Origin of the sequence: Catellatospora tritici (assembly GCF_019083965.1) — a bacterium.
Lineage (GTDB): Bacteria > Actinomycetota > Actinomycetes > Mycobacteriales > Micromonosporaceae > Catellatospora > Catellatospora tritici.
This window is the reverse complement of record NZ_JAHRCY010000004.1, coordinates 319333-332829: the sequence shown is the minus strand read 5'-3', so window position 1 is coordinate 332829 and position 13497 is coordinate 319333. Positions and strand designations below refer to the sequence as shown.

Here is a 13497-nt window from a genome sequence, read left to right as displayed (position 1 = left end):
CAGGGGCGCCGCCGCGCGGGAAAGCGACGTTCGGCTGATCCGCGCTCAGGTGAAGATCGCCTGACGTCGTACTACCGGCCGTCGGATGAGTGGTCCATCCTCAGCCGGTGTAGCAGACGCGCCAGCCCGCGCGCTCGTCGGACAGGAACAGGGTCTTCGGCACGGTCTCCCCGTCGGCGTAGGTGATCTCGGTGTCGACGTAGTAGAGCGTCCCCGCGTCGTTGACGTCCTCGACCCGCGGCTTCACGATCCGGTAGCCGGTGACGGCGGGATGGTCGTGTCGGGGACGCCATTTGTCGAGGGTGTACTTCTTGCGCTCGCTGCCACAGACCCACTGGTAGGCGGCGTCGTACTTCCCCTCGCGCAGCGCGTCGAGGTACGCCGTCGCGGCTACGGTCATGCCCTCCTTCGCCGCCTTGTCGGTGTGGTTGCGGTAGACGACGTACAGCGGGGTGCCGACGCACATGAGCAGGACCACGAACCCGAGGAACCAGAAGATGCCGTTGCCGCTGGAGTCGCCGGAGTCCGCCGCCATGTCCGCCTCATCGGATAGCCGTACACCTATCCGCACCCTAACGGGGCGCCGCCAGCGCACCCACGCCGGTCCGGTTCGGACAATTGAGGTCAGGCGCTCAGCAGCAGACCGTCAAGCCTGCCCGGCCACCCGTCGAGCACCGGGCCGGGGTCGGCGCCGAGCACGTCGGTCAGGATCGCGGCGTACACGTCACGGAAGTCGGTGTGGAACTTGAGGTCGCCGTCGTCGAGGTCGGTGAGGCTCGGCTGGTCGCCGACGAGGCGGCCACCCCGCACCGACGGCCCGGCGATCAGCACGTTGGAGGCGGTGCCGTGGTCCGTGCCGTCGGCGGAGTTGGCGCGCACCCGACGGCCGAACTCCGAGTAGATCACCACGACGACCTTGCGGCCGCGTTCGGTGCGGGCCATCCGGTCCAGGAACCCGCTGACAGCGGCGTCGACCGTGCGAAGCTGAGTCTCCTGGCCGGTCCGCTCCCCGGCGTGGAAGTCGAACCCGCCCTGCGAGACCGAGAACACCCTCGTCATCACGCCCGCCTCGACGCAGGCGGCGACCATGCCCAGCTGCGCCTGCAGGGTGGCCTGCGCGCCGCCGGTGCCGGTGGCCGGGTCGTCGCCGTGGTCGGCGTCGTCGTCATCGGCGTCCATCGCGTCGGTGACAAGCTTGTCGACGCTGATCAGGTCGGCGAAGCAGGCCGCCGCCCGTGCCTGTAGCACCGGCTCCCCGGCCGACGCCGCACCCAGCGCCTTGAGGTCGGCGGCGGTGACGGACTTGGGCACGCTCACCCCACCCAGCGGCACCGCCGCACCGGCGCAGTTCGCCCCGGCCAGCACCGGCGGCAGCACCGGCTCCAGCGAGATCGCCGAGCGCGGGTCGCGTCCGGCGTGGTCGAGCCAGCGGCCGAGCCAGCCGGTGTCGGCCGGGCGCACCGGGTTGGCGGTCTGCCAGATGTCCATCGACCGGAAGTGGCTGCGGTCGGGCTTGGGGTAGCCGACGCCGCGCACGATGACCAGCTGCTTGCGGTCGTAGCGCGCCTTCAGGCCCTTCAGACCGGGGTTGAGGCCGGTCTCGGCGTCGAGCTGGAGCACTTCGGTGCCGTCGTAGGCGAGGTCGGCGCGGGCGTCGCGGTAGGCGCGGTCGGCGTACGGGATGACGGTGGCCAGGCCGTCGTTGCCGCCGTACAGGGTGACCAGCACCAGCGTCCGGTCACCGGGCCCGGCCGACGGGTGGTCGGCGGTGGCGAGGATGTCGTGCAGCGTGTAGGCCCCGGCCCCGGCGACCAGGGCGGCTCCCCCGACCACGCCGGAGGTGATCAGGAACTTGCGACGGGTGACGGCGTCCATGGGTCTCCTCCTCAGTGGACCGCGTACTCGGGGCTGATCAGCGCGAGAGTGACCAGGCGCGGTGGCCGGGCGGCCGCTTCGACCAGCGCCGCCCGGGTCCGGGCGGTCCACGCGTCGACCGCGAGCAGCCGACCGACGGCATCCACCTTCGCGTCGGCGTTTCCCTTGGCCAGCGCGGCCAGGTTCGGCTCGGGGACGGCGGCGGCCAGCGCCGCGGCCGCCTTCATCCGCGTCTGCAGCGACGAGGTGGTCAGCCAAGCCGCCCCGGACGGCCAGCCACCGACGCTGGGCGGGCGCAGCGGCACCTGGCCCATCCGGCGGATCCCGTTGAGCAGCGCGGTGGCGGACTTGCCGGTGGGAGCGACGCCGAGCTGCCGCAGCGCGCCGACGGCCCACTCGACCGGCTGCTTGACCAGTTGCCCACGGGCGGCCATGAACCGCTCGTCGAGGAGCATCGCGGTCAGCATGGCGCTCACGTCGCGGCCGACGCCGTACGCGGCGACCATCGCGTCCCGGGTGGTCTCCGGCAACGGCTCGCCCGAGCCGAACCGGAACCACAGCCGGGAGGCGAGGAACACCGGGTGTTCGGGCTGGGCCAACAGCACGTCGACCAGGGAATCCGCGTCGTGGGCGGTCCCGCCGACGACGGTCTGGTCGCCCTTGGCGTGGCGGTTGGCCTGGAACACCGCGGCGCCCCGCGCCCGGTCGAGCGTCCAGCCGGTCAGCGCCCGCGCCGCGGCCTTGACGTCCTTCTCGGTGTACGCGCCGACGCCGAGAGTGAACAACTCCATCAGCTCACGGGCCAGGTTCTCATTGGGTCCCTTAACGGTGTTGCGCTGCCCGTCGAGCCAGAGGATCAGCGCCGGGTCACGCAGCATCGCCTTGGCGAACACAGCGAAGTCGCCGCGGCCGTACACCCGGAAGGTCTGCAGCTGTCGGCCCATCAGGGTCGCGGACTGGACCTTCTGCGCGCTGGTGGCCCAGTGGCCGTGCCAGAAGAACACCAGCTTCTCGGCCAGCCGGTGGTCGGTGCGCGCCATCCGCGCCAGCCACGCCTCGGACAGGCGGGTCAGCTGTTCGCGGGCCGCCCGCCGGGCCGCCGCACGCTGCTCGCGGGTCAGCTTCTCGGTGCGGCCGAAGTAGGGGTCTTCGGCGAAGACGGGCAACGGCTGAGCCGCGTCAGGGCCCACCGGGGTCACGAGGTCGGCCACCACATCGCGGTAGGCGCGCCCGGCGGCCGCGTCGATCTCGGCCGCGGTCGGTCCGAAGGTCGCCCGGCGCAGCAGGTGCGCGGCCAGGTTCCGGTCTGCCATGGCGCTCAAGGTACCCAGATGCCGGGCGGTTGGCCCGCCCACGAGGTACGGGGAGTGTAAGAACTGTCAGAAAACGCGGGTGAACGAGAACGACGGCGCGGCCCTGACGGGGCAGCACGATCCGATCGGCTCGGTGGCCGGGCGGGGGACGGTGCCGCGCAAGCACCTGGAAGGGTGTGGACGCCATGCGCCTCAACATCACCTCCTCGACGTCGTCGGACGGTGTCGTCGAACAGCGTTTCAGTCTCGGCGAGATCCCCGGCGTGCTGTGGACGCCCGAGGCCGCCACCGGTCCCCGGCCTCTGGTCCTGATCGGACACGGGGGTGGGCAGCACAAGACGTCTCCGCGGGTGGTGGCCGGTGCCCGCGACTTCGTCACCGAACTCGGCTTCGCCGCGGTGGCGATCGACGCTCCAGGCCACGGGGACCAACCCAGGACCCCCGAGCTGGATCGGGCCTTCACTGACATGCGGACCCGCGCGGCGGCGGGCGAGCCCATGTTCGAGCTGGTCGCCGGGCTGCACACCATGCTGGCCGAGCGGTCGGTCCCGCAGCGGCGTTCGGTTCTGGACGCGGTCGCCGAACTCGACCGCGTCGGCGGCGGACCCGTCGGCTACCTGGGCATGTCGCTGGGCTGCGGGCTGGGCGTCCCGCTGGTCGCGGCCGAACCGCGCATCCGCGCCGCGGTGCTGGGCCTGTTCGGCGCGCTGGGGCTGGCCGAGCCCGCTGCTCGGATCACGGTCCCGGTGCGGTTCGTGATGCAGTGGGACGACGAGCGCGTGCCACGACAGAAGGCCCTGGCGCTGTTCGACGCCTTCGCCGCCACGGAGAAGACCCTGCACGCCAACCCGGGTGGGCACGGGGACGTTCCGGAGTTCGAAACGCGGGACGCGGTCCGCTTCCTCGCCCGGCACCTGAGCTGACCGCCACCGGATGTCCACGCCGAACGGGATGCGTTCCCGTGCGCTGCCCGGTCGGCACGGACATCCGGCTCAACCGGTCAGGCTGTTTCGCCGTCGATACGGCAGGGCCCCGCGCGACTTCCGCAGATCCGGAACTTGAGCCATAAAACCTACGGAATCGGCCGATGCTGGTTATGGTCGGGATGATCCGAAGGAGTTGCCATGACGACCTACCACGCCGAGAAGCGCATCGACCATGACCTGACCGATGCGTTCGCCTATCTCGCCGACCCCGCCAACCTCCCGGAGTACTTTCCGAAGATCACCTCCGCCAGGCAGGTCGGACCCGAACTGGTGCAGACCACGGCGGCCGTCGACACCGACGGCGACGGCGAGCAGGAGCGGGTCTCCGGGCAGGCGTGGTTCCACGCCGACGACGCCACCCACGAGATCACCTGGGGCTCGCCGGAGCATTCCGCCTATCATGGCGCCCTCAAGATGACCGGCAGCGGTGGGCAGGACACCCTGCTCAGCCTCCAGATCGACGCGGCCGACGACCACCCGGGCATACAGGAGGCGCTCGACGAGGCGCTGGAGTCGATCGCCCGCCACCTGGCCGCCCACTCGCCCGGCTGATCGACGGTCGGAGCACGCCCGACCGCGCGCGGCGGCGCCCGGCCTGGACGCAGCCAGTCCTCGCGCCGCGGCAGGTCACCCGGGACGAGCACCGCCTTCCGGCCCGGTTTGGGGCGGGCCGCCGACGGGGTATCAGACCGGTCGGACCAGTTGGAGGAGGTGTGCCGTGAGCAGCGAACTCGCGGTGGCGTTCCTGGTGAGCCGGGAAGGCATCGAACAGGCGGAGCTGACCGAACCCTGGCGAGCCGTCGAGCAGGCCGGGGCGACCCCGCGCCTGGTGTCGCCCGAGCCGGGCAAGGTGCAGGCCTATCACCACCTGGAGCCCGCCGACGCCTTCGCCGTCGACGAGACCGCCGGTGACGCCGATCCGGCCCGGTACCGGGCCCTCGTGCTGCCGGGTGGTGTCGCCAACGGCGATCTGCTGCGCTGGCAGGAGCCCGCGCGCGAGTTCGTGCGCGGTTTCCTGGCCACCGGCGGACCGGTCGCGGTGATCTGCCACGGCGGCTGGATCCTCATCGACGTCGACGCCGTCACCGGACGCACCATCACGTCATGGCCGAGCATGGCGACCGACTACCGCAACGCCGGGGCGAACTGGACCGACCAGGAACTGGCCGTGTGCACGAACGGCCTGTTCCCGCTGATCAGCAGCCGCAAGCCCGACGACCTGCCCGCCTTCTGCGCCCAACTCGTCGACTCACTCAAGCACTAGTCGATCTCCGCTGCGCCGCGGCGGAGGCTGCAGTTTCGGGGAAACTGCTCGAAAGCGGGCCAAGATTCCGGCACTTTCCCCGAAACTGCGGCCACGGTGAGAGGACGGCGTGGGCGGGCCGGGTCGCGGTCCCGCCCACGCTGTATTTCACACCTGGGTGAGTCTGACCGCGTCCGCGATGACGTAGCCGGTGCCGCTGGTCCAGCGGCTGACCATGACCGCGTCGAAGTCCCCGGCGTTGAAGTTGAACGTGCCGAGGGTGCGCCAAGCACCGCCACCGGTGCGCTGGTCGACGTAGACGGTCTGATTGCCGCCGCTGGTGACCATGATGTACGGGGCCGAGTTGTTGTAGCCCGCGTTGGACGCGTACCAGGCCTCCACCCGATAGTTGCCCGCCGCCGGGATGGCGAACTTGTACTTGGCGGTGTCGCTGGCGCTGACCGGGTTGGCGTACCGGTAGTCCGCGCCGTAGCGGGTGGTCGAGTAGGTCGAGGTGCCCCAGTTCGTCGAGGCGGTGAACCGGCCCGCGGTCGCGTTGTCGACGATCGACGACCAACCGGGGGTGGGGTTCAGCAGGCGGGCGACGTCGGCCCGCATCACGTCGAGGTCGATGAACGAGGGGTCGATCTTTCCGGTGGTGCTGGTCTCGCGGTGGCCTCGGGCGTAGCTGGCGTCCCGGCCGAGGCGGCGCAGCACGGCGGCGGTGGCCTTGAGCGAGTTGTTGTACTGCGCGGCGGTCATCGCCTGGTCGGTGGCCTGGTCGCCGCCGTAGTCGATCTCCCAGCCGATCATCAGGGTGTTGCCGTCACCGGCCGGGATCGGGCCGCTGCCACGCGAGGCACCGGCGTGGTTGCACCGGTTGGCCGAGATGATGTGGAACACGCCGTTGTAGTCCACCAGCGCCTGAGCCAGCGGCCCCTGCAGGTCGGAGCGGCCGTTGATGACGGTGTTGAGCGCCGGGTGCGGGTTACTCGCGCTGGAGAACGCCGCGGTGTGGTGCCACAGCACGCCGATCGGGTCGAACGAGCCGGTGACCTTGCGGTTGAGCCAGTCGCCTTCCTCGACGACCGGAACGCCTTCTGCCCGCAGGACGTCGGCGAGCCACGGGATGCTGGCCATCAGGACTCCGTCATCAGGTCGGCGGCGCACTCCACGACGCGAGGCTTGGCGGCGGCGGCGGTCGCGGCGTTCGCGGCCTGCGGCGCCACGGTCACGGCTGCGGCGACGAGCACCGGCATGCCGAGGAAGGCGCGGCGTGGCAGCTGACGGGGTGGGCTTGGGTTCATGGCACTCCTTTTGCGAGGGAGGTGTGGAACCGGTGCCAGCACGATACGGCGCGACGCCCATCTATGTCGATAGTTGTCATAGTGGTTTCTTCGTATGAAGTTTTCTTTCTTGCCCCTCACCTGAACAGCGTGGGGCGGACATGCCCGTAGGCATGCCCGCCCCCTCACGACGGTTGCGGTCAGGCGCCGTAACTCGCCTGCAGCACGTTGAAGACGTTGCGGTGGCCGACCGTCTCCTGCAGTGACCACAGCAGGTCGGGATTGGTGTCGTCCTCCCAGTAGCTGATGCTCTCGCCGCCGCCGACCCAGGCGAAGGTGCGCGAACCGTCAGCCGGGGTCCAGTAGTAGAGCTGCTTGGACCCGGAGGAGTTGAACCACCAGCGGTTGTTGTGCGAGGCGACGCCGTTGAGCTTGTACCAGGGCAGCTGCAGCGCCTGCGACGCGGTGGTGGACGCGGCGAACGTGGTCGCGCCCGAGGCGAACGGGAACCGGATCGCCCGCGGCGCCCGGTTCGGGTAGTCGGTGCAGCCGGACTGGCAGGTGTACTCGGTCATCACGATCGACTTGCTCACCCGGTCCAGCGAGATCGACGACCAGGCCAGCGCCGTGACGCCCGAGGCGGTGCTCGCGGTGATCGTGCCGATCTGCGGCAGCACGTAGGCGTAGTTGTGGGCGTAGTAGGTGGTGGCGTTCACCCGGCCGATCTGGTCGGCGGTGCCGCCGGTGTCGGTCTTGAGGATCTTGCGCATGTCGAACACCCGCATGCCCCGGCCGGTGTCGGCGACGTACAGGTAGTCGCCGTACCAGGACACGCCGCCCGCGTGGATCGGGATGTCGCGGAAGTTCGGCGCCGCCGTGGTGCCGGTCGGCTCGACCAGCAGCACCTTGCGGTACTTGTTCGGGTACGTGGCGTCCCAGTCGACCAGCGTGATCCGGCTGCGCTCCTGCGCCCCGCCGCAGCTGTCCTTGGTGTACCAGCTGACCACGACCAACTGGTGGCCGTCGTAGTTGCCGCTGTTGGCGGTGCCGACCGCGTCGCGGCTGGTGGTGATGCCCTGCGGGTAGTTCGCGCAGTCGCCGTCGTCACCCGAGTCGAACTTGAAGCCGCCGTTGTAGCCGGCGATGCCGAGAGAGTCGGTGATGCCGGTGCGGTCGTGGTTGGCGTTGTCCATGACCGTGTGCACCGCCGCCGTGCCCAGGATGCCGACGAGCGCGGTGTTGAGGGCGTCGTACTGGTGGTAGTTGGCGGCCAGGGTGAACTGGCTGTTGGGCAGTGTGGTCGGTGCGGCCGCGGCCTGGGCGCTGGGTGCGGTCACCAGCGTGGCCACGAGCGTCGCCCCCGCCACCAGCCCGACAAAGACCCTGTTGCGTATGGACACCGTGGAAAACCTCCCCGATTGAGACAGAGAGTGCACCATACGCTCATTGATCTCTATGTTCAACCGTCGCGGACCCCGCCCAGCACGGTCAGGGCCGAGTGCGCCGCCGCAGCTCAAGACGGAACAAAAGGCTGGTGCCGGTGGCGGCGACGAGGCCGAACCCGTTGTGCAGCAGCACCTTGCGAGAGGCGTGATTGGTCAACGCGGTCTCGGCCCGCAGGCGGCTGAGGCCGTACACGGTTTCCGCGAGCTCGCACACCTGGCCGACGGACCGGGTGGCCAGGCCTCGACCGGCGAAGTCGCGGCCGACGCGGTAGCCGAGCTCCGCCTCCCCGTCGCTGATGTCGACCAGGTTGACCCGACCCGCGACCGCGCCCTCGTCGGTCATCAGCACGTGGAACAGGTCGGTGCCCGCCACCTGCATGCGCAGCAGCGCCTGGTGGCGGGCGGGATAGTCGGCGAAGAACTCGTCGCCCCGGTCGGCGATCGTGGCCGCGAAGTGCGCGCGGTTGACCGTCTCGAACTCGAGGACGGCGGCCAGGTGCTCGGCCCCGAGCTGCTGCAGTCGCACGCGCCGACCCTATCGGAGGCGCCGCCGCGCTCGGCCGTCAGCCTGCGGCCGGTGCGGCGGCGGGCCGGGCGGGCGGGTTGTGGCGGCGCAGCAGCAGCGCGTTGAAGATGACGATGATGGTTGACGCGCTCATGAGCAGGGCCGCCCACTGCGGTTGCGGCAGCAGGCCCAGGCTCGGGTAGAGCACTCCCGCCGCCACCGGGATGGCGAGCAGGTTGTAGATCGCGGCCCAGAACAGGTTCTGCTTGATCGTCGTGCCCGGCGTGATGGCCGTGATCAACGGAGGCCGGACCGTGGGCCGCGTGCTGGTGTGTCATCGTCGCACCTCACTGACCATGATCATCATTTGTGACGGTACCCCGAAAAGTCCCGTCCGGCGCGCCACCGCGCCGTCGACCCGACGATAGTACCCCCGGGGGGTATCGTCGACCGTGACGTCCGTCGCGCTCCGACACGCGTGGGGCGGACACCGACAGGCGTCCGCCCCACGTCCACACGAGCTGTCGACCGTCAGTTCTGCGGCCGAGCCACGCCCTTCCCGTCCAGAGCGCCGACCTCGCGCACCGCCGCGGCGATGGCCGAGGCGTCCTTGCGCAGGATCGCGCCGTGATTACTGGCGACCTTCGCACTGATCGCGATGTTCGGGTTGCGAACGGTCACCCGGTCGAGGCTCGCGCGGATCCGCTCCTGCTCGTCACTGCGGCTGCCGAAGGAGGTGCCCGAGGCGATTACATATCGCGCCGGGACGGCGATGGCGTCCAGCACCGGGCCCAGCGCGCTCTCGCGGGAGAGCTTGCCGAGCTCGATGTTGCTCTCAGCCTGCTGCGCGGCGGTCATCCGCGGGACCAGGCCGGTCGGGCGCAGCAGCGGCGAGAACCAGCCGATCCGCTTGAACAGCATGCGGATCCGCTGCTCCATGGCCTCGTCGAGCCAGTCGTGGGGGAACGCGCCGTCCACCATGACCGCGCCCACGGTCCGCTCCGGGTTCCGGTCGGCCCAGTGCGCCGCCACGACCGCCCCGTACGACCAGCCCACCACCAGTGCCCGGTCCACTCCCCTGGCCGCGAGCACTGCGTCGACATCCCGGACGGCGGCCTCGAAGGAGTAGTCCGCCGAGGTCTTCGACCTCCTGCCGCGCGCCCGCTCGTCGTAGGTGATGTGCCGCCATCCCGGCCCCAGTTCGGCGATGACTCGCCGCCAGTAACCCTGGGTGGCGAACTGGCCGTTCAGGTACACCACGGGCAGGCCGTCACCTCCGGGGTCGGTGACGGCCAGGGCCGTGTCGTCGATCTCGACCATGCCGGTCCACATGTTCCGCATCGCGCACTCCCGCTCTCGTTGTTTCTGATAACGGAAACGCTACGTTGCCTTCAATAATCTAGCAACACGTTCGTTGCTGAAATGCCGTGTTTCTCCAGCTAGATTTGATATTTTCGTTGCAACTACCTTGATCTTAATGCAACGAAAATCGCACTGAGCGTTGCAATGGTATGACGGTGAATGCTATATCGGCGCACCCTGTCCCCTCGACGAGACGCTCCCGTAGAGAACGCGCGAGCGGGCCGTACCGGAAGCACAGTGCTTCCGGTACGGCCCGCTCGGAGGCGGAACGCTAGGCCGTGGTGTCGTAGCTGTACCAGGCCGACGCGTCCAGCACGTCGGCCGGGCGCAGCGGCTCCCCCAGCAGCGTCACCATGGTGTCGTTGAGCCCCTGACCCGACGGCACCTGTTCGTCGCTCGCGCCCGGCAGGTACACGCGGCCGCCCCGGGCCAGCCACGCCTCCCACAGCCGGTCGATGTTGCAGTGGTTGAGGTAGAACAGCGGGTCGTTGGGCGAGCTGCCCGGCCCCATGTCCCCGCCGACCCACACGTGCACCCGGTTGTGCATCTGCGGACTGCCCGCCTGCTGCGGACGGCGCGGGTCGATCCACCCCTCCACCCGGTTGCGGAACCCGTCGGAACTGACGTCCCAGGGCAGGCTGTCGTAGGCGAGGTTCTCCTCCAGCGCCCACTTGGCGTCGTCGGGGGTGGGCAGGCCCGGCACCCCGGCGTCGGTGCCCGCCGCGCGCTGCAGCGGCCGGGGCGCGATCGACCACAACTGCGTGCCGTGGCCGACCAGCCGCACCCGGAACGGGCTCAGCGCGCCGCTGACCACGTCACCGCGCGACTCGCCCAGGCCCGCCTCGCCCCACAGCGAGCTGGCGTGCTGCTGCTCGGCTGGCAGGCCGCCGTCGGCGGTCCAGTCCCAGTACGGCAGCCCGGCCTCGGCGTCGCCGGTGACCCGCTGGAGCTGCTGCTCCAGGCGCAGCAGGAACATCCGGTGCCAGGGCAGGAAGATCGGGCCGCCGTGGGCCAGGTTGCGCATGGGCCGCGACGGGTTGCTGGGCATCTGCATGGACACGAAGTGCCACAGCACGAACAGGTCCCAGGTGGTCAGCTGCTGGTCCACGCCGTACAGGCGGAAGCCCGGGATGGACGGCGCGAGCAGCTGGTTGAGCTGAGAGGTGGTGTAGCCGGACTGCTCGGCGTTGAGCGCGACGACCCCGGCCAGGAACTTCTGCCGGGCGCTGTCGGAGGTCTGGATGTTGGCGCGTACGGCGGTCACCGGTGGTCCTCCCCATGCTCGTGGCCGTGCTCGTGCTCGTGCTCGTGGTCGTGCTGCTCCACCTGGGGCTGCGGTGCGGCGTGCTCGTGGCCCTCGGCGTGGTCGTGTCCGTCGGCGTGGTCGTGGCCCTCGGCGTGCTCGTGTCCGTCAGCGTGCTCGTGTCCGTCGGCGTGCTCGTGTCCGTCGGCGTGGGTCTCGCCCGGAGGGCAGGCGCAGCAGTCGCTGTGCTCGCCGACCAGGCAGCCCAGCTCGTCTATGGCCGGGGGCTGGGTGCCGAAGTAGTCCAGGACCCGCTTGCACAGGTCGATCGCCGACGGCAGCGCGTACTGCGGCAGGCCGTGGTAGTGCACGGCGCCGTTGTCCAACACCTCCAGGCCGCCCTCCAGCGGTTTGCCGTCGATCGTGATCGCGTACGTCGTCTCGATGCGGATCTCGTGCCCGTTGTGCACGGCCGTGCGCACCGACGACGACACCCCGTTCGTGCCGTGGCTGTGGCCATGCCCGGCGGTCGAAGGATCGGGCAACCCGTAGCCCCCGGCCCGCAGCGCGGCCGTGAAGTCGGTGGACCCGCCGCCGCCCTCATCCCTGACAAAACTCACTGTTCCTCCACCGTCCTACCGCGATCCCCGCTCATACGCGGGGCCACCGCACTGTGTCACCGCGCCCACGCGGGGGCAACGACGCGACGGCATTCGGACATCCGACGGCCGGGTCGACCGGATCAGTGGGTGTGCGCGTGGCGGGCGTACTCGTCGAGGCGGGTGGCGAGTTCGGTGGGGCGGCTGAGGGCCGGGGTGTGCGCGGTGTCGATCTCGTCCGGTGTCCTGCCCAGACGGTCCTGGGCGACGCGGCGCAGGTAGGCGGGCGGGAACATCCGGTCCCGGTGGCCGATCAGCACCCGGGTCGGCACGTCGGGCCAGACCGTCATCGGCGTCGGTTCACCGAGTCGTGCCTCGGACTGGGTCCGGCCGCGGCGCAACGCCTCGGCGGCCAGTTGCGCCGGCACGTCGTGGTAGAAGAGGTCGATCGGGTCGTCGTACTGCTCGTGCGCCTGGCGGGCGTACTCGGTGGCGGTCCAGTATTCGGCGGGTGCCTCCGCGGGTGCGGGGATCATCGGTGCCACCAGGACGAGCTGGCGTACCGGCAGGCGGGTGCAGACCAGCGGGGCGGTGAATCCGCCCAGCGACTGCCCCACCACGACCAGGTCTCTGCGGTCGCCGACCGCCGCCGCGACCGTGTCGGCGTACTCCGGCAGACCGGCGCTGTCGTCCTCGCAGGGCAGGTCCGGTGCCACGGTGTCGTGGCCCCGGGCGCGCAACTCGGCCTCCACCAGGTGCCAGTACCAGCCGACGTCTCCGGCCCCGTGAATCAGTACGAACGTGGTCATCCTCTACTGATACCCGTTTGCGGCGGCGTAGACACCACCGCGTGGGGCGACGCCGCCGCTACCGGGGCAGGTCGACCGGTCCGTAGCAGGTGCGCTCGGCACGGGTGGTGAGCGCCCAGTAGCGGTCGCCGTAGGACCAGTGCCACCACTCGGTGGGGTAGTTGACCAGTCCCGCTCCGCGCAGCGCGGTGGACAGGATCTCCCGGTTGCGGCGGGCCTGCGCCGACACCCGAGGCGACGCGGTGAAGCAGGCGTCCTGGCTGGCCAGCGGGGTCGCGTTGACCTCGGTGCCGAGGTCGAGCTCGACGCCGTCCTCGGTGCACAGGGTCAGGTCGACGGTGCCGCCGGTGCTGTGCGGGGCGACCTGCGGCGGCGAGACGTACTTGCTGGCTTCGACGTGCAGGCGGGCGTCGTCCCAGTCGGGGCGGACCTCGCGCAGCTGCTCGCGGTACTGCTCGAAGTAGGCGGTCTGCAGCCGCAGCGGCCGGTACGCCTCGATGACGAGCAACCGCAGCCCGCCGGGCAGGGTCCGCTGCGCCCGCAGCAGCCGCTCGACGGTGCCTTCGCGCAGGTGGGCATAGGCCCCGGCCGCGTCGGCCAGCCGTCCATCCACCAGCAGTCCCGGCACCTCACGCAGGTCGACCAGGCACTCGCCGTTGTCACCCAGGGGAACAGCCGCGATACGCGGGTCGGACAGCAGGATCATCGGTGACTGGGCGACGGCAGGCGCGGGCGGGCTGGTCAGCAGTTCGGTCATGAGCACAGCTCACCGCAGTCGGCGTTAGCCCGGCATGAGCGCGAACGCTCACATCCCGTTCACACCGCCGGTGT

16 protein-coding genes are annotated in these 13497 nt (G+C 70.4%); 3 read left to right on the top strand and 13 right to left on the bottom strand.

What is annotated here, in order from left to right:
• Positions 1-100: 100 nt before the first annotated feature.
• The 3 genes from KUA19_RS11240 to KUA19_RS11230 all read right to left on the bottom strand — a co-directional run bounded on the left by KUA19_RS11240 (position 101) and on the right by KUA19_RS11230 (position 3188).
• Entirely contained in the window at positions 101-535 is a 435-nt protein-coding gene (locus KUA19_RS11240) for an Rv0361 family membrane protein (protein ID WP_217396131.1), read from the bottom strand.
• A gap of 89 nt (positions 536-624) precedes the next feature.
• Positions 625-1875 (bottom strand): DUF1501 domain-containing protein, encoded by a 1251-nt coding sequence (locus tag KUA19_RS11235; RefSeq protein WP_217396130.1) that lies wholly within the window; start codon positions 1873-1875, stop codon positions 625-627.
• Between the two features lie 11 nt (positions 1876-1886).
• Positions 1887-3188: a DUF1800 domain-containing protein gene (locus KUA19_RS11230; RefSeq protein WP_217396129.1), complete on the bottom strand. Its 1302-nt coding sequence runs from the start codon at positions 3186-3188 to the stop codon at positions 1887-1889.
• Between the two features lie 185 nt (positions 3189-3373).
• On the opposite strand from KUA19_RS11230, the gene KUA19_RS11225 reads away from it, so the two are divergent.
• From KUA19_RS11225 to KUA19_RS11215, 3 genes are all read left to right on the top strand, one after another.
• Positions 3374-4111 (top strand): dienelactone hydrolase family protein, encoded by a 738-nt coding sequence (locus tag KUA19_RS11225; RefSeq protein ID WP_217396128.1) that lies wholly within the window; start codon positions 3374-3376, stop codon positions 4109-4111.
• Between the two features lie 201 nt (positions 4112-4312).
• Entirely contained in the window at positions 4313-4726 is a 414-nt protein-coding gene (locus KUA19_RS11220) for an SRPBCC family protein (protein ID WP_217396127.1), read from the top strand.
• Positions 4727-4892: 166 nt separating this feature from the next.
• Positions 4893-5438: a type 1 glutamine amidotransferase domain-containing protein gene (locus tag KUA19_RS11215; RefSeq protein ID WP_217396126.1), complete on the top strand. Its 546-nt coding sequence runs from the start codon at positions 4893-4895 to the stop codon at positions 5436-5438.
• Between the two features lie 147 nt (positions 5439-5585).
• Here KUA19_RS11215 and KUA19_RS11210 read toward each other — a convergent pair whose 3' ends face one another.
• The 10 genes from KUA19_RS11210 to KUA19_RS11165 all read right to left on the bottom strand — a co-directional run bounded on the left by KUA19_RS11210 (position 5586) and on the right by KUA19_RS11165 (position 13423).
• The gene (locus KUA19_RS11210) at positions 5586-6557 is read right to left on the bottom strand and encodes a golvesin C-terminal-like domain-containing protein (RefSeq protein ID WP_217396125.1); all 972 of its coding nucleotides are present in this window, start codon (positions 6555-6557) and stop codon (positions 5586-5588) included.
• On the bottom strand, positions 6557-6724 hold the full coding sequence (locus tag KUA19_RS11205) for a hypothetical protein (protein ID WP_217396124.1): 168 nt from the start codon (positions 6722-6724) through the stop codon (positions 6557-6559). The genes KUA19_RS11210 and KUA19_RS11205 overlap by 1 nt, the downstream gene beginning before the upstream one ends.
• A 179-nt stretch (positions 6725-6903) precedes the next feature.
• Positions 6904-8103 carry a hypothetical protein gene (locus tag KUA19_RS11200; RefSeq protein WP_217396123.1) on the bottom strand — a complete coding sequence of 400 codons (1200 nt, stop codon included), beginning with the start codon at positions 8101-8103 and terminating at the stop codon, positions 6904-6906.
• Between the two features lie 88 nt (positions 8104-8191).
• Positions 8192-8674 carry a GNAT family N-acetyltransferase gene (locus KUA19_RS11195; RefSeq protein ID WP_217396122.1) on the bottom strand — a complete coding sequence of 161 codons (483 nt, stop codon included), beginning with the start codon at positions 8672-8674 and terminating at the stop codon, positions 8192-8194.
• 37 nt (positions 8675-8711) lie between these two features.
• Entirely contained in the window at positions 8712-8954 is a 243-nt protein-coding gene (locus KUA19_RS11190; protein ID WP_217396121.1) for a hypothetical protein, read from the bottom strand.
• A gap of 230 nt (positions 8955-9184) precedes the next feature.
• A complete protein-coding gene (locus KUA19_RS11185) occupies positions 9185-9994 on the bottom strand; it encodes an alpha/beta fold hydrolase (protein WP_217396120.1) in 810 nt (269 codons plus the stop codon).
• A 292-nt stretch (positions 9995-10286) separates the two neighbouring features.
• On the bottom strand, positions 10287-11279 hold the full coding sequence (locus KUA19_RS11180) for a tyrosinase family protein (protein WP_217396119.1): 993 nt from the start codon (positions 11277-11279) through the stop codon (positions 10287-10289).
• Positions 11276-11878, bottom strand: coding sequence for a hypothetical protein (locus KUA19_RS11175; protein WP_217396118.1), 603 nt, complete (start codon positions 11876-11878; stop codon positions 11276-11278). Before KUA19_RS11175 ends, KUA19_RS11180 begins: the two co-directional genes overlap by 4 nt.
• A 122-nt stretch (positions 11879-12000) precedes the next feature.
• The gene (locus KUA19_RS11170) at positions 12001-12666 is read right to left on the bottom strand and encodes an alpha/beta fold hydrolase (protein ID WP_217396117.1); all 666 of its coding nucleotides are present in this window, start codon (positions 12664-12666) and stop codon (positions 12001-12003) included.
• 58 nt (positions 12667-12724) lie between these two features.
• Positions 12725-13423, bottom strand: coding sequence for a M15 family metallopeptidase (locus KUA19_RS11165; protein WP_254549189.1), 699 nt, complete (start codon positions 13421-13423; stop codon positions 12725-12727).
• Positions 13424-13497: the final 74 nt, after the last annotated feature.

What these genes read in the sequence shown, in the direction of transcription:
- KUA19_RS11185 (WP_217396120.1), bottom strand. Translation starts at nt 9,994, where the DNA reads ATGCGGAACATGTGGACCGGCATGGTCGAGATCGACGACACGGCCCTG.
- KUA19_RS11205 (WP_217396124.1), bottom strand. Translation starts at nt 6,724, where the DNA reads ATGAACCCAAGCCCACCCCGTCAGCTGCCACGCCGCGCCTTCCTCGGC.
- KUA19_RS11230 (WP_217396129.1), bottom strand. Translation starts at nt 3,188, where the DNA reads ATGGCAGACCGGAACCTGGCCGCGCACCTGCTGCGCCGGGCGACCTTC.
- KUA19_RS11220 (WP_217396127.1), top strand. Translation starts at nt 4,313, where the DNA reads ATGACGACCTACCACGCCGAGAAGCGCATCGACCATGACCTGACCGAT.
- KUA19_RS11225 (WP_217396128.1), top strand. Translation starts at nt 3,374, where the DNA reads ATGCGCCTCAACATCACCTCCTCGACGTCGTCGGACGGTGTCGTCGAA.
- KUA19_RS11165 (WP_254549189.1), bottom strand. Translation starts at nt 13,423, where the DNA reads ATGACCGAACTGCTGACCAGCCCGCCCGCGCCTGCCGTCGCCCAGTCA.
- KUA19_RS11210 (WP_217396125.1), bottom strand. Translation starts at nt 6,557, where the DNA reads ATGGCCAGCATCCCGTGGCTCGCCGACGTCCTGCGGGCAGAAGGCGTT.
- KUA19_RS11170 (WP_217396117.1), bottom strand. Translation starts at nt 12,666, where the DNA reads ATGACCACGTTCGTACTGATTCACGGGGCCGGAGACGTCGGCTGGTAC.
- KUA19_RS11240 (WP_217396131.1), bottom strand. Translation starts at nt 535, where the DNA reads ATGGCGGCGGACTCCGGCGACTCCAGCGGCAACGGCATCTTCTGGTTC.
- KUA19_RS11235 (WP_217396130.1), bottom strand. Translation starts at nt 1,875, where the DNA reads ATGGACGCCGTCACCCGTCGCAAGTTCCTGATCACCTCCGGCGTGGTC.